This is a genomic window from Aureimonas ureilytica (assembly GCF_001475935.1).
Lineage (GTDB): Bacteria > Pseudomonadota > Alphaproteobacteria > Rhizobiales > Rhizobiaceae > Aureimonas > Aureimonas ureilytica_A.
Genome location: NZ_LDQA01000001.1, coordinates 1 through 23,491 on the forward strand (window position 1 = coordinate 1; position 23,491 = coordinate 23,491).

The 23,491-nt window shown below is 62.3% G+C and carries 20 protein-coding genes and 2 tRNA genes; 18 read left to right on the plus strand and 4 right to left on the minus strand.

Features of this window, described 5'->3' with window-relative positions; translation table 11 throughout:
* The coding region (locus NS365_RS00005) for a cysteine synthase A (RefSeq protein WP_058598230.1) at positions 1-876 on the minus strand (876 nt) is incomplete at its 3' end.
* Positions 877-1,158: 282 nt separating this feature from the next.
* Positions 1,159-1,233: transfer RNA gene (locus NS365_RS00010), tRNA-Asn, on the minus strand.
* A gap of 230 nt (positions 1,234-1,463) precedes the next feature.
* Here NS365_RS00010 and NS365_RS00015 point away from each other — a divergent pair.
* From NS365_RS00015 to NS365_RS00050, 8 genes are all read left to right on the plus strand, one after another.
* On the plus strand, positions 1,464-1,814 hold the full coding sequence (locus NS365_RS00015; protein WP_058598231.1) for a hypothetical protein: 351 nt from the start codon (positions 1,464-1,466) through the stop codon (positions 1,812-1,814).
* 74 nt (positions 1,815-1,888) lie between these two features.
* A tRNA-Cys gene (locus tag NS365_RS00020) sits at positions 1,889-1,962 on the plus strand.
* Positions 1,963-2,083: 121 nt separating this feature from the next.
* Positions 2,084-2,734, plus strand: a complete 651-nt coding sequence (locus NS365_RS00025) for a protein-L-isoaspartate O-methyltransferase family protein (RefSeq protein WP_058598232.1) — start codon at positions 2,084-2,086, stop codon at positions 2,732-2,734.
* A gap of 341 nt (positions 2,735-3,075) precedes the next feature.
* Positions 3,076-4,536 (plus strand): TolC family outer membrane protein, encoded by a 1,461-nt coding sequence (locus tag NS365_RS00030; RefSeq protein ID WP_058598233.1) that lies wholly within the window; start codon positions 3,076-3,078, stop codon positions 4,534-4,536.
* Positions 4,537-4,678: 142 nt separating this feature from the next.
* Entirely contained in the window at positions 4,679-5,521 is an 843-nt protein-coding gene (locus NS365_RS00035) for a PopZ family protein (protein WP_058598234.1), read from the plus strand.
* Positions 5,522-5,673: 152 nt separating this feature from the next.
* Entirely contained in the window at positions 5,674-8,451 is a 2,778-nt protein-coding gene (locus NS365_RS00040; protein ID WP_058598235.1) for a valine--tRNA ligase, read from the plus strand.
* A gap of 321 nt (positions 8,452-8,772) precedes the next feature.
* Positions 8,773-10,122 (plus strand): long-chain fatty acid transporter, encoded by a 1,350-nt coding sequence (locus tag NS365_RS00045; protein ID WP_058598236.1) that lies wholly within the window; start codon positions 8,773-8,775, stop codon positions 10,120-10,122.
* Positions 10,123-10,619: 497 nt separating this feature from the next.
* Positions 10,620-11,441, plus strand: coding sequence for a tetratricopeptide repeat protein (locus tag NS365_RS00050; RefSeq protein WP_244498319.1), 822 nt, complete (start codon positions 10,620-10,622; stop codon positions 11,439-11,441).
* A gap of 38 nt (positions 11,442-11,479) precedes the next feature.
* Here the strand turns inward: NS365_RS00050 and xth are convergent, their stop codons facing one another.
* Positions 11,480-12,262: an exodeoxyribonuclease III gene (xth, locus tag NS365_RS00055; protein ID WP_058598238.1), complete on the minus strand. Its 783-nt coding sequence runs from the start codon at positions 12,260-12,262 to the stop codon at positions 11,480-11,482.
* A gap of 134 nt (positions 12,263-12,396) precedes the next feature.
* Positions 12,397-12,744: an iron-sulfur cluster insertion protein ErpA gene (gene erpA, locus NS365_RS00060; protein ID WP_058598239.1), complete on the minus strand. Its 348-nt coding sequence runs from the start codon at positions 12,742-12,744 to the stop codon at positions 12,397-12,399.
* Between the two features lie 135 nt (positions 12,745-12,879).
* Between erpA and NS365_RS00065 the strand changes: the two genes are divergently transcribed.
* From NS365_RS00065 to surE, 10 genes are all read left to right on the plus strand, one after another.
* Positions 12,880-14,097 (plus strand): deoxyguanosinetriphosphate triphosphohydrolase, encoded by a 1,218-nt coding sequence (locus NS365_RS00065; protein ID WP_058598240.1) that lies wholly within the window; start codon positions 12,880-12,882, stop codon positions 14,095-14,097.
* 78 nt (positions 14,098-14,175) lie between these two features.
* Complete coding sequence (argS, locus tag NS365_RS00070) at positions 14,176-15,927, plus strand: arginine--tRNA ligase (RefSeq protein ID WP_058598241.1); 1,752 nt, start codon at positions 14,176-14,178, stop codon at positions 15,925-15,927.
* 103 nt (positions 15,928-16,030) lie between these two features.
* Positions 16,031-17,449: an SPOR domain-containing protein gene (locus NS365_RS00075; protein ID WP_058598242.1), complete on the plus strand. Its 1,419-nt coding sequence runs from the start codon at positions 16,031-16,033 to the stop codon at positions 17,447-17,449.
* A gap of 95 nt (positions 17,450-17,544) precedes the next feature.
* Positions 17,545-18,570, plus strand: coding sequence for a glycoside hydrolase family 3 N-terminal domain-containing protein (locus tag NS365_RS00080; protein ID WP_058598448.1), 1,026 nt, complete (start codon positions 17,545-17,547; stop codon positions 18,568-18,570).
* 79 nt (positions 18,571-18,649) lie between these two features.
* On the plus strand, positions 18,650-19,762 hold the full coding sequence (locus NS365_RS00085; protein ID WP_244498315.1) for an ABC transporter ATP-binding protein: 1,113 nt from the start codon (positions 18,650-18,652) through the stop codon (positions 19,760-19,762).
* Positions 19,763-19,800: 38 nt separating this feature from the next.
* A complete protein-coding gene (locus tag NS365_RS00090; protein ID WP_058598243.1) occupies positions 19,801-20,031 on the plus strand; it encodes a twin-arginine translocase TatA/TatE family subunit in 231 nt (76 codons plus the stop codon).
* Between the two features lie 48 nt (positions 20,032-20,079).
* Complete coding sequence (tatB, locus tag NS365_RS25255; RefSeq protein WP_082684322.1) at positions 20,080-20,583, plus strand: Sec-independent protein translocase protein TatB; 504 nt, start codon at positions 20,080-20,082, stop codon at positions 20,581-20,583.
* Positions 20,580-21,395, plus strand: coding sequence for a twin-arginine translocase subunit TatC (gene tatC, locus NS365_RS00100; RefSeq protein WP_058598244.1), 816 nt, complete (start codon positions 20,580-20,582; stop codon positions 21,393-21,395). Before tatB ends, tatC begins: the two co-directional genes overlap by 4 nt.
* Before the next feature lie 39 nt (positions 21,396-21,434).
* Positions 21,435-22,718, plus strand: a complete 1,284-nt coding sequence (gene serS, locus NS365_RS00105; RefSeq protein WP_058598245.1) for a serine--tRNA ligase — start codon at positions 21,435-21,437, stop codon at positions 22,716-22,718.
* A gap of 4 nt (positions 22,719-22,722) precedes the next feature.
* Positions 22,723-23,478 carry a 5'/3'-nucleotidase SurE gene (gene surE / locus NS365_RS00110; protein ID WP_058598246.1) on the plus strand — a complete coding sequence of 252 codons (756 nt, stop codon included), beginning with the start codon at positions 22,723-22,725 and terminating at the stop codon, positions 23,476-23,478.
* The last annotated feature ends 13 nt before the right edge of the window (positions 23,479-23,491 follow it).

Below are 23,491 nucleotides of genomic sequence, written 5' to 3' on the forward strand. Positions count from 1 at the left end.
CTGCGCCATCCGGATGGCGCCCGCGATGTTGATGCCCGATGAACCGCCGAGGCACAGGCCTTCGTCACCGATCAGATCGAACAGGATCGGCAAAGCCTCTTCATCGGGAATTTGATAGGCGAAGTCGGGCTCGAACCCGTCGAGATTGGCCGTGATACGACCTTGGCCGATGCCTTCGGTGATCGAGCTGCCTTCCGAATGGAATTCGCCCGTCGTGTAATAGCTGTAGAGCGCTGCGCCCAAGGGATCGGCAATGCCGATCTTGATATGGCTGGAATGGCGCTTCAGCCCCATGGCAGTGCCCGCCAGCGTGCCCCCGGTTCCCACGGCGCAGATGAAGCCATCGACCTCACCGCCGGTCTGGTGCCAGATTTCCTCGGCGGTGGTGACCACATGCCCCTCGCGATTGGCAAGGTTGTCGAACTGGTTGGCCCAGATCGCACCGTTCGGATGGGTCTTGGCCAGTTGCTCGGCCAAGCGGCCGGACAGCTTCACGTAGTTGTTGGGGTTCTTGTAGGGGACGGCCGGAACTTCGATCAGCTCCGCGCCCATCAGGCGGAGCGCGTCCTTCTTTTCCTGCGCCTGCGTCTCGGGAATGACGATGACGGTCTTGTAGCCGAGCGCGTCCGCTACGAGCGACAAGCCGATGCCCGTATTGCCCGCCGTCCCCTCGACGATAATGCCGCCCGGCTGAAGCAGGCCCCGCGCTTCGGCGTCGCGAATGATGAAGAGCCCGGCGCGATCCTTCACGGATTGACCGGGGTTCAGGAATTCCGCCTTCCCGTAAATCTCGCAGCCCGTGAGTTCGCTGGCTTTGGCGAGGCGGATCAACGGCGTGTTGCCGATGGCGTCGATCACGGAGTTGAATCTGGACATGGCGGCTCCGAATCGAGTGCGTTGATGAGCAGGAGCCTAGGGTGGCGGCAGGGGGGCGGCAAGGATGCGGCATCCCCCGAATGCCCAACCGTTGGAAGCTTGATCTCGTATCGGACCCATCGGCGCAACGCTGATTTCGTTGGAAGCACGCTCGGTGTGGCCTACTCAAGCGATGATCGTAAGCGGAAGAACGCTGTCTCCGCGGATGCACACGCAAGCATCCTTCGCGAAACGTCGCACGTCGCGAGCTGGCTATCATAAAGGATAGGGGAAAGTTTCTTGTGGCTCCCCGGGCCGGATTCGAACCAGCGACCGATCGATTAACAGTCGATTGCTCTACCACTGAGCTACCGGGGAATGGCTCGCATCTGCTGCGAACGAGGAGCCCTATACATCGAGTCGTTTTGATTTGGAAAGAGGGCGGGCACCTGTCGCGGCTGTTTTTTCGATCTGCCCTTCTTTCGGCACCGTCATGGTGAAGATGCTTTCTCCTACGCGTCAGCCCTTGTCTCGACCGCCTCTGGAGAAGCGGGGATCATGATCCTATGTCGATCAAGTCAGACGCTGTTTCGAGGGGCATCAGGTGCATGAGCGTTGATCCGCCGCGCAAGCGCGAATTCTTCAAGCTTCGCGGCAATCGAATCGAGATTTTCGGCCGCTCGATCCGCTTGCCGGCCAATCGGTTCGCACGCATGGGCCTGGGAATCGCCTTCATGATCGGCGGCGTCTTCAGCTTCCTTCCCATTCTGGGGCTCTGGATGCTACCGCTCGGGTTGGTGATTCTGTCGGTCGATATGCCCTTCGTGCGACGGTTTCGGCGTCGAAGCGAGATAAAATGGGGGCGTTATCGTCGGCCCAAATACGTGGCCGCTGCCACGGGTGAGAAGAGCAAAGGCTGGTATCGCTGGGTCCGGCTGCCGTCCTTTGGTCGGCGATAAGACGCATAGATGCGAATGTCGTATGACAGGGCTTGCGCAAGTGCGGATCGCCCGGTAGGTAGCCATCCCACAGGGGCCTCGTGGCGGAGTGGTTACGCAGAGGACTGCAAATCCTTGCACGCCGGTTCGATTCCGGCCGAGGCCTCCAATCCCAGAATACTGTGAGCTTGATCGAAACCGTGCTGCCCATTCGCGCAGGACCGGTTTCTCTTGCCAGTGTTTCGGCAGACGCCTATGGGTGGCGCGAAACCTCCAATCCGGGAACTGCCATGGATTTCGCGGCTGCTCGCACCAAAATGGTCGACAACCAGATTCGCACGACGGACGTCACCTCGCACGAGATTCTTCGCGCGTTCTTGACCGTGCCGCGCGAAATGTTCGTGCCCGCAGAGCGGCAGGCGCTGGCCTATATCGACGAGGATATTCCGCTGGGTGGCGGGCGCTATCTGATGGAGCCGTCGCCTATCGCCAAGCTCATCCAGCTGGCGCAGATCGGTCCGCAGGACGTGGTTCTGGATGTCGGATGCGCCACCGGTTACTCGTCGGCGATTCTGGCTCATCTGGCGGGCTCGGTTGTCGCGCTCGAAGAGAACGAAGCCTTGGCCGATCAGGCAAGTGACATTCTGGCGCGAATCGGTGGCCTGTCCTGCGCCGTTGCCAAAGGCCCCCTCAAGGCCGGCTATGCTGCCGATGCGCCCTATGACGTGATCATCTTTCAGGGTTCGGTCGAAGAAATCCCTTCGGCGTTTTTCGAACAACTGCGTGATCGCGGTCGTCTCGTGGTCGTGGAAGGCAAGGGTCTGTCGGCCGATGCCAAGCTTTACGTCAAGGAAGATGGAGTCGTTTCGGGCCGGTTCGCCTTCAATTGCGGTGTGAAGCCGCTGCCCGGCTTCGAGCGCGAGAAGACTTTCGTTTTCTAACTGTCCTCGATGCTGGCCGAGGACGTTGTGCGCCTCGGCCCTGTGGACAATTGAAATCGAATCCGAAAATCATCAGAGGCGCGCCGCGTTGCGGCGCGCCCTTTTTCTTAAGTGCTTGAAGCGTCGGGCAGGAACCAGACTGGTCAGTACGGAGCTTGCCTGAATCTCGGCGAAGGGCTCGGGTGTTTACGTGCTGTAAGTGTTTTAGCCCGGCCACACTCTTGAGCAAAATGGCGACTTTCGGCACGGGTGATCTGGTGTTCACGGGTTCGAAGGTTCATTCGAGTAGGTAAGGGAAGCCAAGGTTCGGGCTAGGCTTGTCTGATGTTGAAGATATCCTGATGCCATCAGGTTCGACGCCCGATATTCGGAGTGAGCCATTGCGGAAGAAGTCCTGGGTTCTGCTGTCCCTATCGGCGGCGCTTCTGCTGGGAAGCGGTAGCTTTGCCGGTGCCGAGACGCTTCGCGGTGCGCTGGCCAAAGCCTACGCCAACAATCATGATCTGAATGTCGCGCGCGCCCAGCTTCGCGCGACGGATGAAAACGTTCCGATCGCCAAGGGCGGACTTCGCCCGACCGTTTCGGCTGTTGGTCAGACGCAGGCGTCGCGGTCCAGCACGACCTTCGGCGACAATATCCGCTCGACCCGCTCCCGCACGGGCGCGCTGGTCGGCGGCATCGAGATCAACCAAACGATCTTCGACGGTTTCCAGACGCCGAACAATGTGAACGCCGCCGAGGCACAGGTCCGCGCGTCCCAGAAGAATCTGGAAAACACCGTTCAGAACACGCTTCTGAACACGGTGACCGCTTATATGAACGTTCGTCGCGACCGCGAGATCGCCGCGTTCCGGCGCCAGAGCCTCGCCTTCCTGAACGAACAGGTCCGGGCTGCGCGGGCACGTTTCGACGTGGGTGAGGGCACCCGTACCGACGTGGCGCAGGCCCAGTCGCAACAGGCGTTGGCGACGGCGCTTTTGAATAGCGCATTGGCTCAGGTCGCCAGCAGCGAAGCGCAGTATCTCGATATTGTCGGCGATCCGCCGGGCGAGCTCGACAATGGCAGCCTGCCGCCGCGCGCGACCTTGCCCCCGAGCGTGTCTCAGGCTTTGACGATCTCGCAGAACGAGCACCCCGCCATTCAGGCGACGCAATTCGCCGTGGATGCGGCGTCGTTCCAGGTGAAGGCGACCGAAGGCCAGCGCCTGCCCAATCTGGCCGTTACCGGTTCGGTCGAGAACACCTACTCGCTGAACGACACCGATCCCAACAGCGCCAGCCTGCCGGGCGTCGATGTGGTGACGCAGAATCAGGTGTCCGCCACGGTCGGCGCACGTCTGACCGTCCCGATCTATCAGGGCGGTATCGTCTCGGCCCGTGTTCGTCAGTCCAAGGAAGTCCTCGGTCAGCGCCGCATCGAAGTCGATTCGACGCGCGATCAGGTGCGCTCGGCCGTCGCAACCGCCTGGGCCCAGAAGCAGGCGGCGGAGGCCAATGTCACCGGCTACCGCGCGCAGGTTTCGGCCGCGCAGCTGGCTTTGAACGGCGTCATCGAAGAGCGCAATGTCGGACAGCGGACGACGCTCGACGTCTTGAACGCGCAGTCCGATGTCATCACCGCGCAGATTCTTCTGGCCGGCGCGCAGCGTGACGCCGTGGTTGCGGCCTATACGCTGGTGTCCTCCGTTGGGCATCTTTCGCCCCAGCGCTTGAGCCTGAACGTCGCGACTTACGAGCCTGAAGAGCATTATCAGGCCGTCAAGGACAAGTGGTACGGATTGCGCACGCCGGACGGTCGTTAAGAATAAGCCGCTAACCATTTATTAAAAAAGCGTTGCGAAGCGTCGTTAAGGCCCAGAAAAGGCTTCAACGGCGCTTTCTTTGTCTCTACCTATGTTTCATCGAGGTCGCGTCAGGCCGCGAGTCGAGATCGGGTGCGGAGTCATGAGCAAGGCGAACGTCGCGCAAGAACCGTCCATGGACGAAATTCTGGCGTCCATTCGGCGGATTATCGAGACAGGGGAGGATCGGACGTCGCCGTCCGGCATGCGACCGACGCCGGTTCGAGATGTCGCTCTCGACGCCATTCGCCGCGCGGCGGAGGATGTGGAAGCGGCCGACGAGATATCTCTCTCGCAAGCTCCTGTTCATCGAGCGGACGACCGCGCGACGGCGTCGGTTACGCCGCTTCGCGACACGGCGCCGGAAGCCTCGATCCATTCGCATGGTGTGGATGTCGATCATCTGACGGTTGAGCTGGAAAGTGAACTCGCCGCCTCCTGGGGCGATTTCGAGATACATCACCGCATGGATGGCGGGTCGCTGGCCGCCGTTCAGCCGGCAACAGCCTATGCGGCGCAAACGCATGTCGCGCCCATCCCAGTGCAGCCCCATTCGCAAGCCACGCCAGACCCGATGCCGACCGCCCCCAACAGGGAAGACACAGAGATGAGCGAAACCGCACGCCACCCGGCCCCCACCGACCGTTCGTCTTTCGAGCCCGCCAATACCGATCGCCGCGATCTCGAATCCCATGCCGATTATCAGACCTATTCCACGGCAGGACATGATCCGCTTCTGTCGGGGTCGTCCGGGCAGATGGTCGCGGCCTCCTTCGAGGAATTGGCCCAGGCCATTCGCAACGGCGAATTGAAATCGCTCGAAGCCATGGCGCAGGACATGCTGAAGCCGATGCTGGCCGAATGGCTGGACGACAATTTGCCCCGCATGGTGGAGCGTCTGGTGCGCGAAGAAATCGAGCGCCTGTCGCGCGGCGGCCGTCGCTGAGCCGCTAACCCGACGGGTTGCGAAAGGGGGCGGTCCGACCGCTCCTTTTTTGTTTTCGGGGGCGCGGCGCGCGCTTGAGCGTTGCCGCCGCGTTGACACCCGCAAAACTCTGCCTGTAACCGACAATCCTCCTTTGGAATGGTTGGACAATCATGATCGAGAAGACCTACGACGCGGCCGTCGTCGAGCCCCGAATCGCGGAGCGTTGGGAAAGCGCCGATGCCTTCGCCGCCGGTGCGGCTGCCAAGCCCGACGCCGAGCCCTTCTCGATCGTGATTCCCCCGCCCAACGTCACGGGCTCGCTCCATATCGGCCATGCGCTCAACAACACGCTTCAGGACATTCTGGTGCGAAGCGAGCGAATGCGCGGCAAGAACGTCTTGTGGCAGCCGGGTCTCGATCATGCCGGCATCGCCACGCAGATGGTGGTCGAACGTCAACTGGCCGAGCGGCAGGAGCCCTCGCGCCGTACCATGGGCCGCGAGGCCTTTATCGAGCGCGTGTGGAAATGGAAGGGCGAATCGGGCGGGACGATCCTCGGCCAGCTCCGTCGTCTCGGCGCGTCCTGCGACTGGTCGCGCGAGCGCTTCACGATGGACGAGGGTCTGTCGAAAGCAGTGCGGAAGGTCTTCGTCCAGCTGTATCGCGAGGGGCTGATCTATCGCGACAAGCGCCTGGTGAACTGGGACCCCAAACTGTTGACGGCAATTTCCGATCTGGAAGTCGAGCAGCAGGAGGTGAAGGGTTCGCTCTGGCACTTCCGCTATCCGGTGGAAGGTCGCAATTACGACCCGGAGAACCCGGAAACCTTCGTCACAGTCGCCACCACACGGCCGGAAACCATGTTGGGCGATACCGGCGTGGCCGTGAACCCCGACGACGAGCGCTATTCCGCGCTGGTCGGGAAGATGGTGCGCCTGCCCCTGATCGGCCGTCTCATTCCGGTGGTCGCCGACGATTACGCCGATCCGGAAGCCGGGTCCGGCGCCGTCAAGATCACGCCGGCGCATGACTTCAACGATTTCGAAGTGGGCAAGCGCAACGATCTGCGCCGCATCAACATCATGGCGGTGGATGGCACGATCGCGCTGCGCGACAATGCCGATTTCCTCGAAGGGCTTTATCCCGCCGATGGCGAGCGCGCGATCGGGCTGTTCGAGGGGCTCGACCGCTTTGCCGCGCGCAAGCTTCTGGTCGACTGGATGGAGTCGGAAGGCTATCTCGCCAAGATCGAGGACCACACGCATATGGTCCCCCATGGCGACCGCAGCGGCGTGCCGATCGAGCCGTACCTCACCGACCAATGGTATGTCGACGCCGCGACGCTCGCCAAGCCCGCAATCGCCAGCGTGCGCGAGGGACGCACCCAGTTCGTGCCGCGCAACTGGGAAAAGACCTATTTCGAGTGGATGGAGAACATCCAGCCCTGGTGCATTTCCCGCCAGCTTTGGTGGGGACACCGCATTCCGGCCTGGTATGGCCCGGACGGCACCATCTTCGTCGACGAGGACGAGGAGGCGGCGATCGCGGCCGCTCTGGCCCATTACGTCACCAACGGCACGATCACGGATGCGGAAGCCCGCGCCTACGCCGACGATCAGGAGCGGCTCGACGCGTTCTTGACGCGCGATGAGGACGTGCTCGACACTTGGTTCTCCTCAGCGCTCTGGCCCTTCTCCACGCTGGGTTGGCCCGACCAGACGCCGGAGCTGAAGACCTATTATCCGACGAGCGTGCTCGTCACCGGCTTCGACATCATCTTCTTCTGGGTCGCCCGGATGATGATGATGGGCCTTCACTTCATGGAGCAGGAGCCGTTTCACACGGTCTACGTCCACGCTCTGGTCCGCGACAAGAGCGGCGCGAAGATGTCGAAGTCGAAAGGCAACGTCATCGATCCGCTCGACATCGTGAACGAGTATGGCGCCGACGCCCTGCGCTTCACGCTGGCCATCATGGCTGCGCAGGGGCGGGACGTGAAGCTCGATCCGCAGCGTATCGCCGGGTATCGCAATTTCGGCACCAAGATCTGGAACGCCACGCGCTTCGCGGAGATGAACGGCGCGATCCATGGCCAAAGCGTACGCGGCGAGGAACTGACCCTTGCCGTCAACCGCTGGGTCGTGACGGAATTGTCCCGCGCCATCGCGGATGTCGATACGGCCTTGGCGTCCCATCGCTTTAACGATGCAGCTGCGACGCTCTATCGCTTCGCCTGGAACATCGTGTGCGATTGGTATCTCGAACTCGCCAAGCCGATCTTCCTGTCGGGCGACGAGGCGGCCAAGGCCGAGACGCGGGTCGTCACCGGCTTCGTGCTGGATCAGCTCTACGCGCTTCTGCATCCCTTCATGCCCTTCCTGACGGAGGAGCTGTGGGACGTGACGTCGCCGGAAGGGCGCTCGCGCGACACGCTCCTGTGTCATGCGCCTTGGCCCAGCATGTCCTTCCGCGACGAGACGGCCGCCAGTGATCTGAACTGGCTGGTCGATCTCGTCAGCGCCATTCGCTCGGTGCGAGCGGAGATGAACGTCCCGCCATCGGCGGAGGCGGCTCTGGTCGCCGTGGCGGCGGACGAGGCCGTGCGGGAGCGCCTGGCACGGCATGATGCGGCGCTGCGTCGTCTGGCCAGGCTTTCGGAAGTGTCCGTGGCTGCAACCGCGCCGGCGCAATCCGCGCAGCTCGTTCTGAGCAACGTCACCTACGCGCTGCCGCTGGCGGGAATGATCGACTTTGCCGCCGAGCGGACTCGCCTGCAGAAGGCCGAAGCCAAGCTCGTGGGCGAAGTGGAGCGAATCGACAAGAAGCTATCGAACGAGAAGTTCGTGGCGAATGCGCCCGAAGAGTTGGTCGAGCAAGAGCGTGAGAAGCGCGAAACGTTCTTGGGCGAGGCTCGCAAACTTCGCGCGGCGCTGGACATGCTGCAGTGACGAAAAAATTGGCGCACCGCATTATGTGACTTACGCGCAACGAATTTGAACTCTTCCGTAAAGGGAAGAGTTCCATATCGATCGGACGGCGGAAGGATCGCGCAGGCAGGTCCTCCGCCTTTTCTTTAAATAGACTGGAATCGCAAGATCTTGGCGCTTGCGCTTCGCATCACGCTTCAGGTGTTGAGGCGGGATCACAGCACTGCCACAATTCGCGAGATGGCCAGATCGTAAGGTTTCAACCAGAAGGCACTTATGACAGGCTCCCAGCAAGCCGAAGCGTCTAGACTTCGCGCGCAGACCGGTCTGGGGGAAATTTGTATGAAGTTCGCGCGTCAACTGATCATCGCTTCGACGGCGCTCGCGTCGACCATGGGAATGGCGCAGGCCGGCGGCTTCCAGCGTGGAACGGCAGATACCGACATTCTCTACGAACCGGGCACGTTCTCCAATCGACTGAGCTTTACCTATGTTTCGCCCCAGCGCGGCTTCGAGTCGATCAACGGGGTTCGCGGCGACTACGGGACCTATACCGGCAGTTATCAGATCCCCAGCGCGGCCATCAAATTCGGCGGCGAAGCGGCCGCCTGCGCTGGCAACTACGTGGAGTCCTTCGCAGGGGAAGGCGATTACCGATCGCTTCCCGGGGGCGCCCAGCCCGCGCAGTTTCCCGGCGGGGCGCGCGTGCGCGATCTGGAATTCAAATCCAACGAATGGAGCGCGACCTGCCGCGTGAGCTATACGCAGGATCGAATGCGCTTCAGCCTGCTTGGCGGATTGTTCGTCGAGGATTTCGAGTTCAACGGAACTTCGCTTGCCAACCGCAATATTTCGGCCAGCCTGCCGGCTTCCCTGAGCCGGACGTTGGGCGGTCTCGGGGCCAGCCTTCTGGTTCCGGTCGCACTGACGGCCGATACCGACGCAAGCAACAAGCCTGGCTATCGCATCGGCGCGGCCTTCGAGATCCCGGAGATCGCCCTGCGCGCTCAGGTGCTCTACCGCTCCGAAGTGAAGCATGACGACATCACAGGCACAGGCACTCTGGCCGCGACGGGAGACGCATTCGTCCAACTCGCGGATGGTCGTCGCCTTTCGATCCCAACCGCTGCGGCCTTCCTCGCCGGCAACGGTATTGCCGTTCCGTCGGCGCTGCTCTCGGCCCTTCCGACCACGGGAACGGTTCTGGCGAGCGGTCTTCCGGCCTATCAGAACACGGCCACGAGCCCGCAAAGCCTGAACGTCAATTTCCAGACCGGCATAGCAGAAGGCACGCTTCTGCTCGCTTCGTTCCGCTGGACGGACTGGAGCACCAACAAGGCCGTTGTGACGACGGTGGCGGGCATTTCCAATGTCAGCCCCTATAATTGGGATGATGGCTACACCGTGAGCCTCGGCGTCGGCCGGGCCTTCAACGAGAACGTCTCGGGCAGCATTTCGATTGGCTACGACAGCGGCGTCTCGCGCGGGTCCGAAACGACCTATACGGATATCTACACGCTGTCCGGCGGCGTCTCGCTCAAGAACAACAAGTGGGCGGAACTCCGCTTCGGTGGTCTCGTCGGCTACTGGACCGGCGGGAGCCAGAGCGTCAGTCGGGGTGCGCTTTTCAATGCGACGGTCGGCGACGACTGGGTCTATGCGGCAAATGCCTCGCTGAAGCTCAACTTCTGACCGTCGTACCTACCGATCAATGAGCGTCTGCGCCCGGCTTCGTCCGGGCGCTTTTTGTGTTGCCGGCTCGAAATCAACTCGTTCGCAAAGTTGCCGAGGGGCATTCTGTGGAGTGACGGCAACAGTATTGTGCGATCTCATCGGATAACATGAATCCGCGAGATGGTGCCCCGTTGCCGCCATAAAAGAACGGCAAGACCCGGCAAGCATCATCGCTGGAAAGACTCGATTTTCCCTTGGGATTGGTCGGGTCGTTGAGGTGTCATGACGTTCGACCAAATTCCCGTCAGTAAGGTCGCTCAGGCCCTCGTCAGGCAACCGAATCTTCCTGGGAGCCGCCGCGATGTTGCGTGTCAACAAACGTCCGTCTCTCAGATGTCCGCTCAAAGGCGGAAGACGTTTGGCGCGATCACGATCGGTTCGTCTTGGGAAACTCGCGTCGAAGGTTCGATGGGCTCCAGCATGATTGTCCTTCGGACTCGAGACGCTTGAGTTTCGTGCCGATGCGTCTGACCGGTGTTTCCGTCCTATGCCTGCCACTTGTGATCGTCTGCAGCTTGGTGGGGCAAGCGTGGGCGCTCGATCCCTTGTCTCTGGCGGCAGACCCGCACAGCAAATCGCCGCGCGAGTTTTTCTCGATGGGCTTTGCGGCCTATAAGCGCGGCCACAAGCTCGAAGCCTTACAGGCTTTGCAGCGTGCGGCCGATCTCGGTCATGCCGGCGCGCGTTGGAAGCTCGGTCAGATGTATGCCGAAGGCGATGGCGTCAAGGAAGACGATTTCGAAGCCTTCAAGATGTTCGAGGAAATCGTTCGGGATCAGGAAGACGATACGTCCTCCTCACCAAACGCGGCCTATGTCGCGAGCGCGGTGATCGCGCTGGCGGAGTATATGCGAAGCGGCATTCCCGGCACGCCCGTTTCGGCGGACCCGGCGCAGGCGCGCCAGCTTTACGCTCATGCGGCGACTTATTTTGGGGACGCGCAGGCGCAGTTCGAACTGGGTCGAATGCTGCTCGCGGGCGAGGGCGGGCGCCCCAATCCTCGCCAAGCCGCGCGCTGGCTGCAACTCGCCGCCAAGAAGGGCTATGCGAAGGCCGAGGCGCTGCTCGGCTATCTTCTGTTCGATGGGGAGACGATCTCACTGCAGGCCGAGCCGGCCAAGGGGCTCGCCATGCTGACGCGCGCGCTGAAGGCGGCGCCCGACAAGGACAAGGATTGGATTCGTCCGCTTCAGGAGGAGGCCTTCTCCCTGTCGAGCGAAACCGAACGACGCACAGCGCTGGCGTACGCGTCCCAGAGCGACTTGGACCCGCAATAAGCGGCCAGCCGAATCGGCCAGCTTTCAGTCGCGGGTTCTCAGTCTTCGATATTGAGCACGACCGGAACGTGGTCGGAGGGCTTTTCCCAAGCCCGGACATATTTGTCGATCCGCACGCCCTTCATGGCCGCCGATAGCTCGGGAGACAGGAGCATATGGTCGATGCGGATGCCGTTGTTCTTCGGCCAAGCGCCGGCCTGATAGTCCCAGAACGTGTAGGTCTGCGCGCGGTCCGTGGTGGCGCGAAGGGCATCGACCAGACCCAGATTCATCAGGCGACGATAAGCGGCGCGGCTTTCCGGCTGATACAGCGCGTCCCCCAGCCAATCGGCGGCATTCTTGGCGTCTTCCGGCTGCGGGATCACGTTGTAATCTCCCGCGAGAACGAACGGCGTCTCCTCAGCCAACCATTGCCGTGCAGTGCTCTCCAGACGCTCCATCCAGCGAAGCTTATAGGGGAATTTATCCGTGCCGACCGGGTTGCCGTTGGGAAGGTACAGGGAGGCGATGCGGATCGGACCTCGGCTCGTCGACCATAGCCCCGATAGGAAGCGCGCCTGCTCGTCCGTCTCGTCGCCAGCCAGCCCGCGCTCGATCGAGAGGGCTGGGGTCTTCGACACGAGCGCGACGCCGTTGAAGCCTTTCTGGCCATGTGTTTCGATCTGCCAGCCGCGCGCTTCGATCTCGGAGCGCGGGAAGGCCTCATCAACGCTCTTGATCTCCTGAAGGCAGGCCACGTCAGGCTGACACTCGTCCAGCCATTGAAGAAGAGCGTCGAGCCGCGCCTTGACGCCGTTGATGTTCCATGTGGCGACCAGCATCGAAACTCTCCGTGAAACCCGAGGCCGGCGAAGACCGTTTGGGACCACCACAATCCATCATAGCGGCCCCAAAAGACGCGGCTGGCGCTTTTGGGTCGCTGACCTGCCGGCCATGCCCTTGCGGGCGCGCCCTGTCAAATCGAGAAGGAGGTTCCGCATCCGCAGGAGGCGACGGCGTTCGGATTGCGGATCTGGAAGGACTGGCCCATGAGATCGTCCACGAAATCCACGACCGATCCGTCCAGATAGGCGAGGGAGGTCTGGTCGATAACCACCCGCGCGCCGTCCTTCTCGATCACCAGATCGTCGGCTTCGGAATCGTGCGTCAGGTTGAACTTGTAGGAAAAACCGGAGCATCCGCCCCCTTCCACCGAAATGCGCAAGGCGTTCTCGCTGGGCGTCTTTTGTAGGATGGACAGGATCCGCCGTGCGGCTGCGTCGGAAACCGTGACGGGCGTCGTCGTTGCGAGCACTTCGCTCATGTCGAATTCGGCCAGCGGAACGCGCTGTCCGACCTCTGCTTGTTGACCTCGTGCTCCTAACGTATGGATGCGCTCCCGGTGGGTCAACGCCGGGCCGGACCGATGTTTCGGCGCGCAGGCGAAGGGATAGGCTGCATGGCGGAGGACTCGAGCTTTATCCCGATCGGCTTCGGCCGCTGCGCTCTCGCGCCCTTTGCGAGCGATCCCGAGCGGTCGCGCGGCCGCCTCGTGGCGGAGTCGGACAGCCCGACGCGCACGCCGTTTCAGCGCGACCGGGATCGGATCATCCATTCCACAGCCTTTCGCCGGCTCAAGCACAAGACCCAGGTTTTCGTCGCCTATGAGGGCGATCACTTCCGCACGCGCCTGACCCATACGATCGAGGTTTCGCAGATCGCTCGCGCCTTCGCGCGTGCGCTTCGGCTGGACGAGGATCTGACCGAGGCGATCGCGCTGGTCCATGATTTCGGCCATACGCCCTTCGGCCACGCCGGAGAGCGAGCGCTCGACCGCTGCATGGCGCCCTATGGTGGCTTCGACCACAATGCGCAGTCGCTGCGGATCGTGACGGCGCTGGAACGGCGCTATGCGGAGTTCGACGGTCTGAACCTCAGCTTCGAAACGCTGGAGGGGCTGGTCAAACACAATGGACCCATGCTCGGTCCTCACTCGACCTGGCAGGGTGAGGTGCCCCGCCCGATCCTCGAATTCGACGCGCGCTATCCACTCGATCTCTCTCGGTTCGCGAGCCTGGAAGCCCAGGCGGCCGCAATTTCCGACGACATCGCCTATAACACTCACGATCTGGACGATGGGCTGCGAGCCGGGCTGATCCATTTGGATGATCTCGCCGAACTGGATCTAGCAGGTTCCATTCTGCGGAACGTTCGAGCCCAATATTCCAATCTCGACCCGGCCCGCATGGCGAACGAGATCATGCGCCGCCACATCACGCGCATGGTCGAAGACGTGATCACCGCGACCTTGCGACGGTTGCAGGAGGATCGCATCGAGACGGCGCAGGATGTGCGCGATGCTGGCCGCACCCTCCTATGCTTCTCGCCCGAGATGGAAGAACTGGCGCGCCGGACCAAGAGCTTCCTGTTTGCCCGAGTCTATCGCAGCCCAAGCGTCTCGCGTGTCATGACGCGGGCGGAGACCTTGGTCGAGGATCTGTACCATCGCTTTGTCGCCGCTCCTCGAGAAATGCACGGAGCCTGGAGCGAGGCGTTGGAAGGTCTGGACGAGGCGCGCCTCGCACGGCGCGTTTCGGACTATCTCTCCGGTATGACCGACAGCTACGCGGTATCGGAACATCGCCGCTTGTTTGACGATACGCCCGAATTGCGTTAGGCGCGCCGCTTCAACTCCCGTTCGGAAGAGCGGTGGGCGGCGTTTCGTTGTGCCGGTTTCTCCAATCTGGACCTGATCATGAATATCTTCACCGACTTCGAGCAGCGCGTTCGCAAAGCAGTGGAAGCTATTCTCTCCGCACGCGGAATTGAGGGAGCCGATCTCTCCCGCATTACCGTCGAGCCGCCACGCGACGCCAGCCATGGCGATCTGGCGACGAATGCCGCCATGGTTCTCGCCAAGCCGCTGGGACTGAAGCCGCGCGACCTGGCGGACGATATCGCTGCCAAGCTCGCGGACGACGCGGATGTCGCATCGGTCGAGATCGCCGGGCCGGGTTTCATCAATCTGCGTCTCCACCCGGCTTTTTGGACGAACCATCTCCACGCGCTTCTGATCCAGGGCTTGGATTACGGTCGTGGTGCGTCGACCGGGCACCGCGTGAACGTCGAATATGTATCGGCCAACCCTACCGGGCCCCTTCACGTCGGCCATTGCCGGGGCGCTGTCGTCGGTGATGCGATCGCCAATTTGATGGGCTTTGCCGGTCATGACGTGACCAAGGAATATTACATCAACGATGCGGGCGAGCAGGTGAACGTCCTCGCCCGCTCCGTTTTCCTGCGCTATCGCGAGGCGCTGGGGGAAACGATCGGCGAGATTCCGGCCGGGCTTTATCCCGGCGACTACCTGAAGACGGTCGGCTCGGCACTCGCCATCCGCTACGGCCGCGCGCTTCTGGAGCAGGATGAGGCCGAATGGCTTCCCGTCGTGAAGGCCTATGCCATCAGCGCCATGATGATGAGCATTCGGGACGACCTGAAGGCGCTCAACATCGCGCAGGACGTGTTCTTCTCCGAGAAGACGCTGCATGAGGGCGAGCCGAGCCGTATTGCCGCCAGCGTGGAGGCGCTGCGCGAGCGTGGTTTCGTGTATCAGGGCACATTGCCGCCACCCAAGGGCCAGCTCCCGGAGGATTGGGAAGACCGCGAGCAGACGCTGCTGCGCTCGACCGATGTCGGGGATGACGTCGACCGCCCGCTCGTCAAGTCGAATGGCGCCTACACATACTTCGCGGCCGACGTGGCCTATTTCGCGGACAAGTTCGCACGCGGCTTCGATGAGATGGTCTATGTGCTCGGCGCGGACCATGGTGGCTATGTGAAGCGTCTGGAAGCGGTGGCCAAGGCCGTGTCCGGCGGCAAGGCCGAGGTCGATGTCGTCCTGTGTCAGCTCGTGAAGCTGTTTCGCAACGGCGAGCCGGTTAAAATGTCCAAGCGCGCCGGCGAGTTCGTGACGTTGGCTGATGTGGTGGAAGAGGTCGGCCGCGACGCCGTTCGCTTCATGATGCTCTTCCGCAAGAGTGACGCGCCGCTGGACTTCGACTTTCAGAAAGTCACCGAACAGTCGAAAGACAATCCGGTTTTCTACGTTCAGTACGCACACGCCCGCGCTCGGTCGATCGTGCGTCAGGCGCAGGCCGAGGGCATCGACGTGTCGGCTCTGGACCGGGTCGATCGCGATGCGTTGGCGCGTCTGACGGACGAGGGGGAGGTCGCGCTGGTGCGCAAGCTGTCGGAATATCCACGTTTGATTCAAAGCGCGGCCCAGGCCAAGGAACCACACCGCCTTGCATTCTATCTCTACGACGTCGCGTCGGCCTTCCACGGGCAGTATAATCGCGGCAAGGATCAGCCTGAGTTACGCTTCGTTAAGCCTAACGATGTGACAATGACCGCAGCTCGATTGGGATTGGTTCAAGCCGTCGCCTTCGTCATCGCCTCGGGTCTCAGTCTGGTCGGCGTATCGGCCCCCGAGGAAATGCGTTGACGCTCCACGCTTTGACCATGTTCGACCCATAGGGCGGAAGGACGTTCAGGAAATGACGGGTCGCCTCGGTTCTAGGGGGTGATCCTTGCGTGAGGTCGGCGCGATGAAGGACTACAGGGACGCCCATTTCTCCGCGGCCGATCGCGATCCTTTTGCGGATCTCGTTCGCGCCGTCGAGGGCTCGTCGGGGCGTGGTTCTTCGCAGGCTGCCCGCCAGGATTGGGCGGGTTCGCATGGCTATGAACCCGTTCTCGGGCCGGAAGATCGCGTGGCCGCCCCCATGCCGCAGGGGCGCCCGTCGCGACCGGTGAACGCGGAGACCCAGGAAGCCCTGCGCAATCTTAGCCAACCTGCACGCCCCCGCGATCGTTATCCGACGGAAACACAATCGTTCGCGCCGGCTCGGGAAATCGAGCCCGAGCCCTATGTCGCGCCGCGTCAGCAATTGTCCGACACCCGCCAGACTTTGACGCTGGATGATTTCGACGATCTCATCGCCAGCGAATGGGCCGCGATGCAGCCCGCTCCACAAGCCTATGACGAAGACGAATACGGCTATCACGATGATCGGTATGGCGAAGAGGCCGCCGCCAACGTGCGTCGTCCGTCGCGCTTGCGCAAGTTCGCGATGGTCATGGGCGGCATGGCCGCGACCGTTGTGGTCGCCGTGGCTGGAACGATGGTTTACACCGGCGGCGGCTCGCTCGCGCCGGGCAATGACGGACCGATCCTGATCAAGGCCGACGCTCAGCCCTACAAGGTCGTTCCGGCGGAGACGGGCGGTCGAACGATCCCGAACCAGAACAAGGCGGTTTACGAGCACGTTGCGGCCGGAAACGCCAAGGTCGATGCGCCGACGCAGCGCAAGCTCGTGACCGCGATGGAAGAGCCGATCGACATTTCGGAGAACGACGACGCATCGTCCGCCGCTCTTCCTGGCGTCATGGTCGGAGAGAATGTCGCATTACCGAGCGAATCGGATGCCGAGCCCGAAGTGCCGCCGGCGCCCGGCGCGCAGGTCGCCTCGGCAGAAGGGACGCTCCAACCGCGCAAGGTTCGCACACTGACGGTGCGCCCGGACGGCTCGCTCGCGCCTGCAGCCGAAGAGGCGAGTATCGCCGGCCAGCCGGCCATGCTGCCGACGTCTTCGACGCCGATCGCCCATAAGCCGGCCGCGGCGGCCCCGGTTGCCGCAGTTGTTGCGCCGACCATGCCGGCCGCCGCTCCGCAGCCCGACCCCGTTCAGGTGGCGTCGGTTCAGCCAGCGCAGCCGAGCGACGATGCGTTCTTTGTGCAGATTTCCTCGCAGCCGAGCCAGGCGTTGGCCGAAGAATCGATGGCCAACCTGTCCAAGCGGTTTTCCAGCGTGATCGGCGGCCGCAATGTCGGCATCAAGTCGGCCGAGATCGCGGGCAAGGGAACGTTCTATCGCGTTCGCGTGGCAGCCAAGACCAAGGGCGAGGCGGCATCCCTGTGCGACAGCCTGAAATCTGCCGGCGGAAGCTGTTTCGTGACGCGCTGAGCCTCGCGGCGGGTCTCACGATCGGCGTTCACGCGCCTCGGAGTGGCGGGCCGACTGCGCCCGCTCCAGAGCAATTGCATCCTATGGACGTGTCGATGAGTGGAACCAAGGCTTGGATTTCCGGCTGCAGCGGACTTCGGCTGACCGCCGACGAGCGCAGTTTCTTTCAGGACGCGCGGCCCTGGGGCTATATCCTTTTCGGTCGAAATATTTCCGAAGCTGCGCAGGTTCGTGACCTCGTGGCGGAGTTGCAAAGCCTCGACGGCCGCGACACCGTGCCTGTCTTGATCGACCAGGAAGGCGGCCGCGTTCAGCGCCTCCGGCCTCCGCTTTCGCCGCGCTTTCCGCCTTCGGCGACGATCGGGCAGGTCTACGCTGCCGATCGCGACAAGGGCAGGCGGGCCGCATGGCTTCAAGGCCGCCTGCTGGCACACGACCTTCGACAGGGTTACGGCATCAATGTCGATTGCCTTCCCTGTCTCGACGTGCCGCAACCCGGCGCGCATTCGGTGATCGGGGACCGCGCCTATTCGGACGATCCGGGCAGCGTCGCCGAACTCGGCGGACTCGCCGCACGTGGCCTGATGGCGGGCGCGGTTCTTCCCGTCATGAAGCACATACCGGGGCATGGGCGTGGCAACGCCGATAGCCATTTGGAACTGCCGCGCGTAACGGCGGAGCGCGCCGATCTGGAAGGTTTCGATTTCCGGCCATTCCGCGATCTGCGCGATCTGCCAGCGGGAATGACCGCCCATCTCCTGTTTGAGGCGCTCGACCCGGCGCATCCCACGACGCTGTCTTCCATCGTCATCAACGAGATCATTCGCGGCCTGATCGGCTTCGACGGATTGTTGATGAGCGACGACATGTCGATGAAGGCGCTACAGGGCGAAATGGGCGAGCTGGCGAAAGGCGCGATTTCTGCGGGCTGCGATCTGGCGCTTCATTGCAACGGCGACATGACAGAGATGGTGCAAGTGGCCGCCGGCGTTCCCGAACTGGGCGGACGCGCCAGCGAGCGCGCGGAACGGGCGCTGGACGTAATTCGCGTCGCCCCGGAAGCTCTGGACGAGCCGATGCTTCGCGAAGAGTTCACCAGACTCACGGCGACTCTCGCTTGAGGGCAGTGGGCTTCGGCTTTAATTGACTGAGACGATCAAGTTCTGATCGGTCGATGAGCGAGGCTGAGGAGCGCGACACATGACACTTCACATGCGTCCGGTCGCTCCAGCGGACACCCCTGCTCCTGATATCCATGCGGGGCGATCCGCCCTTACGTTTCGCGATCTATCCTTCGAGGCCGGGGGACGTGAGATCCTGCGGGACGTATCGATCCAAGCGGAGGCTGGGAAGGTCTTATGCCTGCTGGGACCATCCGGCTCTGGCAAAACCAGCCTTCTGCGGATGGCGGCGGGTATCGAGCGGCAAACCCGAGGTGAAATCTGGATCGGGGATCGCCTGGTTGCCGGCCCCGAACGATACGAGCCACCTGAAGCAAGGGGCGTCGGGCTGGTCTTTCAAGACTTCGCCCTGTTTCCGCACAAGACACTTCGCGACAACGTACTCTACGGCCTTGCCGGTCTTCCGCGTCGGGAGGCCAAGGCCCGAGCGGAGGCTGCGCTCGACCATGTCCGGCTCGGGCCTCTCGCCGATTCGTTTCCGCATCATCTGTCGGGCGGGGAACAACAAAGGGCTGCCCTGGCCCGCGCTCTGGCGCCGCGTCCTCGCGTGATCTTGATGGATGAGCCCTTCTCCGGGCTCGATAGTCGCCTCAAGGATGAGGTGCGTGCCGAAACGCTGGCGATCCTCACGCAAACGCGATCGACGGCCGTGATCGTCACGCATGATCCGGAAGAGGCGATGCGCATGGGCGATCGGATCGCGCTTTTGCGGAACGGGCGCCTCGTCCAGACGGGAACGCCAAGACAGCTCTACCTCAATCCATCCAGCCTCTTTGCAGCCGGTTTCTTGGCCGAGATCAATGTCTTGGCAGGGAGCGTGCAGGCAGGAAAAGTGACGACGCCCCTGGGCATCGTCGCACACTCGCCACGATCGGATGGCACGAAAATGGACGTTGCAGTTCGTTTGACCGGTGTCAAACTGGCGACCTCGACGGGGGGAACGTCTGCTCGCGTTCTGGAGCGGCGTTTCCTGGGCGGAGAGGAACTGGTTCTTCTCGCGGTCGATGGGGTGTCCGCTCCCGTCAGGGCGAGGTTTCATCCTGGCGAACTCGCCGACAATGTGCACGATGTCTTTGTAGCCGTTGATCCGGTTGAGACTTTCGTGTTTGAAAGGACCGAGGGTTCGGTTTGAATTTGGTGCGCGGCCTGCCCGCGCCATGGAGGCGTATCATGGGTAGCTTCAGCATTTGGCACTGGCTCATCGTTCTGGCCGTCGTGCTGCTTCTCTTCGGGCGCGGAAAGATTCCCGAATTGATGGGCGATGTCGCCAAGGGCATCAAGAATTTCAAGAAGGGTATGGCCGACGACGAAACGCCGGTCACGCAGGAGCGTCGTTCTCTGGACGCTCGCGAGGGCGACGCCATGACCCACGACTCCGTCACGGAGAAGTCCCGCATCTAAGGGACGGGCGGCACGCATCGTGCCGCCGTTCGCCTTCCGGGGATCGTCATGTTCGACATCGGTGGACTTGAGCTTCTAGTAATTGCGGTCGTTCTGATCGTCGTCGTTGGTCCTAAGGATCTCCCCAAGATGCTGCGCACCTTCGGGCGCGTCAGCTCGCAAATGCGTCGTATGGCGGGGGATTTTCGCCGCCAGTTCGACGAGGCCTTGAAAGAGGCCGAGTTGGAGGAACTGCGCCAGACCGCCAAGGATGTGCGTGATCTCGATCCGCGCAACGACCTTCGCAAGGCGATGAATCCGATCCGCGCGGTTGGCGACGAAATTCGTTCGTCCATCAAGGCGGCGGCGGAGGCGCCGGAACCCAAGGTTCCGTCTCCGACGCAATCGCCTGTACCGATGGAGTCCGCGCCCGTTCTTCAACCCGATTCCGCTGTGAATGGGAGCGCCTATCCCCTAACGGATGCAAGCTCGACGCCGATTCAGGTTCGTCCCGAAACGTCGACGGCCAGCGAATCCTCGGCTTCGCGCACGCCCGTTGGAGGCATTCAGTGACCGAGCGTTCCGAGTCCGACATCGAGGCATCGTCCGCCCCGCTGATCGAACATTTGATCGAGTTGCGTCGTCGGTTGATCTGGTCGATCGCCGGCTTCTTCGTGATGTTCCTGATCTGCTTCTTCTTCGCGAAGGGCATCTTCAACGTTCTGGTGGTCCCGTACCAGATCGCCAGCGGTTGGGCTGGGCTCGACCCGTCCAATGTGGAGCTGATCTACACGGCCCCTCAGGAATATTTCTTCACGCAGGTGAAGGTCGCTGCTTTCGGCGGCGTCTTCCTCGCCTTTCCGGTGATCGCGATCCAGATCTACAAGTTCGTGGCACCCGGTCTTTATCGGGACGAACGCGCGGCTTTTATTCCCTTTCTTATCGCGACGCCGCTCCTGTTTCTGCTGGGAGCGCTGCTGGTCTATTTCTTCTTCACCCCGATGGTGATGTGGTTCTTCCTGTCCATGCAACAGCCAGGGCAGGGAAGCGATGCGGCGATCCTCTTGTTGCCGCGCGTATCCGAGTATTTGTCGCTGATCATGACCCTGATCATCGCTTTCGGTCTCGTGTTCCAGCTGCCAGTAATCTGCTCGCTTCTCGTCCGGGCGGGGATCGTGACGGCGGATGGTCTGCGCTCCAAGCGCAAATATGCGATCGTCTTGTCCTTCATCGTGGCGGCGGTGCTGACGCCGCCCGATCCCATGTCCCAGATCGGTCTTGCGATCCCGGCCATCATTCTCTACGAGATTTCCATCATCACGGCGCGGATGATCGAGAAGAAACGTGGCGTGCGTCTGGCGGCCAGAGAAGCCGGCACGGAGTAATCCGGACGGTTCCGGCCCGCCTGTAGCGGACTGGAAAAGATGCTGGATATCAAATGGATCCGCGAAAACGCGGAAGCTCTGGACGAAGCTCTGACACGTCGCGGCTCGTCCGCGACGGCCTCCGACATTCTTCGCCTGGACGAAAAGCGGCGCCAGCATCTCAAGGCTCTGCAAGATTGGCAGAGCCAGCGCAACGAAGCCTCCAAGCAGATCGGCAAGGCCAAGGCGTCCGGCGACGCGGCAGCTGTCGACGAGGTCATGCGCGCGGTCGCCGACCTGAAGACAAAAATTCAGGACGGCGAAAAGCTCGAGCGCGAGATCGATGCCGAGATCGACGCCGTGCTCGCCACGCTGCCCAATGTCCCGCTACCCGAGGTGCCATTCGGCACCGACGAAACAGGCAATGTCGAGGTTCGGCGCACAGGCGAAAAGCCGACCTTTGCCTTCAAGCCCAAGGAGCATTTCGAACTGGGCGAAGCGCTAGGTCTCATGGACTTCGAGCGCGCCGCCCGCATGTCCGGCTCCCGCTTCACGGTGCTTCGGGGGGATCTGGCGCGGATGGAACGCGCGCTCGGTCAGTTCATGGTCGACACTCACACGCATGAGTTCGGCTATGAAGAGGTGTCGCCGCCTTTGCTGGTGCGAGACGAGGCGCTGTTTGGAACCAGTCAGCTCCCGAAGTTTGCCGAGGACCTGTTCCAGACCACGGACGGGCGCTGGCTGATCCCGACGGCCGAAGTGTCGCTGACGAATCTCGTCCGGGAGGAGATCACCGACGAATCCGCGCTTCCGCTCCGTTTCACCGCCCTGACGCCCAGCTTCCGATCTGAAGCGGGGTCCGCCGGCCGCGACACGCGCGGAATGCTGCGTCAGCATCAGTTCTACAAGGCTGAACTGGTTTCCGTGACGACCCCGGAAACATCGTTGGAAGAGCATGAGCGCATGACGGCGGCCGCTGAAGCCGTGCTGAGCAAGCTCGGTCTGCATTTCCGCACGATGATGCTGTGCACAGGCGATATGGGTTTCTCCTCCCGTAAGACCTACGACATCGAGGTGTGGCTGCCGGGACAGGACGCTTACCGCGAGATCTCGTCCTGCTCCGTTTGTGGAGATTTCCAGGCGCGCCGAATGAACGCTCGCTATCGCCCGGCTGGGGAAAAGGCCGCGCCGCGCTTCGTTCATACGTTGAATGGGTCGGGAACGGCGGTTGGCCGGGCTTTGATCGCCGTGATGGAAAACTACCAGCAGGAAGATGGCACCATCCTCGTTCCCGAGGTACTGAAACCTTATCTCGGTGGTCTCGAGCGGATCGGGGCTCGCTGATCTCATGCGAATCCTCCTGACGAACGACGACGGCATTCATGCCGAAGGCTTGAGGATCGTCGAAGAGATCGCACGCCAGCTCTCTGATGATGTGTGGGTCGTGGCGCCGGAAACGGACCAAAGCGGCTTGTCGCATTCGCTGACGCTGTCATCGCCGCTTCGGCTCCGTCAGGAGGGGGAGCGTCGCTTCGCGCTTCGCGGTACGCCAACGGATTGCGTGATCATGGCGGTGAAGCATGTGATGCCCGAGCCGCCGGACCTCGTTCTATCCGGCGTCAATGCCGGGCAGAATATAGGCGACGACGTCTCCTATTCCGGGACCGTCGCCGGCGCGATCGAGGGCATGATGCTCGGCATTCGCTCGATTGCGCTCAGTCAGGCCTATCGCCCGAACTCGGGTCGCGATGTGGTTTGGGCCACGGCGCTCCAACACGGCGCTCGGATCGTACAACGCCTGCTTTCGGTGGATGCGCCGGCCGGCACGCTTTTCAACGTCAATTTTCCGGCTGTGGAACCCGACGCTGTGGAAGGCGTCGAGGTGACCCGGCAGGGAAAGCTGGATTATGCCTTGGGCGTTGAAGAGCGTCTCGACGGTCGTGGCTTCCCGTATTTCTGGCTGAAGTTCGGCCGCCAGGCGGGGGGCGAACTGGACGGGTCCGATATCGGTGCACTCAACGCCCACCGGATCTCTGTGACACCGCTTCATCTCGATCTGACGCATCACGCCCTGCGAGAGCAGATGCGCGATCTCTTCCGCTGATCCGCTATGTTGA